Below are 663 nucleotides of genomic sequence, written 5' to 3' on the forward strand. Positions count from 1 at the left end.
AGGCAGGCTGGCCTGCGCCTGGGAGCTGGTGGATGCCACTTCCACGCAGGTGATGGCACCGGCTGCGCAGCTGAATGGCCCCTGGGCCACCGGCGCTGGAGCCGGAGCCGGAGCCGGCGCTGGAGCTGGAGCCATGTTGTCGCCGCCGCCTCCGCCTCCGCAAGCCGAAAGGGCGACCAGGAAAAACAGGCCAGAGAGCCGCTTGTAAGAATTGCTGCGGAAAACCTGCTTGCGAGTGATTGGAGTGTCCATGGGGATGCCTTGGTGCTCCGTTTGAAGCGTTGCAAATGTGTGCATGGCACATGTCATGTGCCGCTGTCGTGGCGATGTTCTGGCGCCAAACCAGTATTGCTCTATCAACTCTTGAGTGATGGCATGGATCCCCAAAAGGGGGCTCCTGCATGACCAAAGGCTTTTTAGATTATCCAAGTGGGGGTAGGTTCCAGGTGAAAACATTTGTCACCGCTGTTGGCCGCCTGAAAGCTTTCAAGCGCTCGCTGTCCAAGGACGTAGGCAGTCTTCTCTGTCTGCCGTAAAAATTTCTGCAGCGTGTGGTGTATGGCGGTTGTTCACATGATCCAACCGCGTTGAGCTCCATCTGTGCAGAACGAAAAAGGCTCCCGAAGGAGCCTTTGGATCGCTTGCCTATCTCACAGTTGGATC

At 57.6% G+C, this 663-nt stretch carries 1 pseudogene; it reads right to left on the reverse strand.

The features are described 5' to 3' along the window. Positions 1-252, reverse strand: a pseudogene (locus ACDELDRAFT_RS25930) (hypothetical protein); the annotation flags it as partial. Positions 253-663: the final 411 nt, after the last annotated feature.

Source organism: Acidovorax delafieldii 2AN (assembly GCF_000175235.1).
Lineage (GTDB): Bacteria > Pseudomonadota > Gammaproteobacteria > Burkholderiales > Burkholderiaceae_C > Acidovorax > Acidovorax delafieldii_B.